The sequence below is a fragment of the Treponema endosymbiont of Eucomonympha sp. genome (genome assembly GCF_001028545.1).
Window position 1 is genome coordinate 1 of sequence record NZ_BBPW01000175.1, and the last position, 1,274, is coordinate 1,274.

General features: G+C 53.5%; 2 protein-coding genes. Both read right to left on the reverse strand.

Annotated elements, in window-relative coordinates; translation table 11 throughout:
* A partial coding sequence (locus AWU74_RS13465; RefSeq protein WP_162504900.1) for a tetratricopeptide repeat protein occupies window positions 1-147 on the reverse strand: 147 nt, incomplete at its 3' end.
* Window positions 148-836: 689 nt separating this feature from the next.
* Window positions 837-1,160, reverse strand: coding sequence for a hypothetical protein (locus AWU74_RS05725; protein WP_062328496.1), 324 nt, complete (start codon window positions 1,158-1,160; stop codon window positions 837-839).
* Window positions 1,161-1,274: the final 114 nt, after the last annotated feature.

Below are 1,274 nucleotides of genomic sequence, written 5' to 3' on the forward strand. Positions count from 1 at the left end.
AAACGCTTCCGCAAAATCCGGCTGTAGCTCTGTCGCCTTCGTGTAGGCTTCTATCGCCGCGTCGTATTCTTTCTTGGCATAGCGCTCGTTTCCCTGCGCCCCAAAAGCCGCCGCTTCCGCGTTCAGTTTTTCGCCCTTTTCTGCCATTTTGTCCCTCCGCTGTTCGTTTCGCAGCCTTTTGCGCCGGTCGCTTCTATGCGCGGCAGCTTCCCCACCCTCGCGCCGTCCGCGCTCCAGGGCAGTTATGCCGTATAACTGCCCTGTTACAAAGCGCAACTGCCCTGTTGCAAAGCGCAACTGCCTTGTGGCGAAGCGTAACTGCCTTGTGGCGAAGCGCAACTGCCCTGTTGCAAAGCGCAACTGCCTTGTGGCGAAGCGTAACTGCCTTGTGGCGAAGCGTAACTGCCTTGTGGCGAAGCGCAACTGCCCAAATCCAAAATATATCTAGGCAGTTACAAAATATATCTAGGCAGTTATAAAGTATATCTAGATAGATACAAAGTATATCTAGATAGATACAAAATATATCTAGATAGATATAAAGTATATCTATCTAGATATAAAGTATATCTATCTAGATATAAAGTATATCTAGGCAATTATGAAATATATCTAGGCAGTTACAAAATATATCTAGGTAGATATGAAATATATCTGGACAGATATGAAATATATCTAGGCAGATATAAAGTATATTTAGGCAGATATAAAATGTATCTGGGCGGTTTTACGCCCTCCGCGTTGCGCGCTGCCCGTATGCCGAGTTTTTTCAGGAAGCTCGAACATTGCCCCTGCGCCGCACGGATACTGCGTAACGCCGAATGACCCACTTCGTGCTACCCCGCCGCCCGCTCTATCGTGCCGTTCAGCTTGAGCCGCACCAGTTCCGTGTTTTCCAGCCCTTCGCTGCCCACCGCCTTCACCGCGATCGTGTACGCGCCCGCCCGGAACTTCGCGCGCTGGACGCCTGTTTTATCCATAATCACCGCGGGCGTGAAGCCGCGCTCCTCGTCGTAGGCGAAGTCCCAGCTATAAAACTCGACGCCGGCGCCGCTCCGCCCCTCCGCGGCAAACTCGATTTCGCGCGTCCCGTCCGCTTCGCGCGACGCCTCGCTGACGCGCACGGAGAGCGGGCGGCGGGGTAGCACGCAGTGGGTCATTCGGCGTTACGCAGTATCCGTGCGGCGCAGGGGCAATGTTCGAGCTTCCTGAAAAAACTCGGCCTACGGGCAGCGCGCAACGCGGAGGGCGGAAAACCGCCCAGATACATTTTA

Excerpts from the sequence above, each read along its gene's own strand:
- AWU74_RS05725 (WP_062328496.1), bottom strand. The coding sequence starts at position 1,160 with ATGACCCACTGCGTGCTACCCCGCCGCCCGCTCTCCGTGCGCGTCAGC.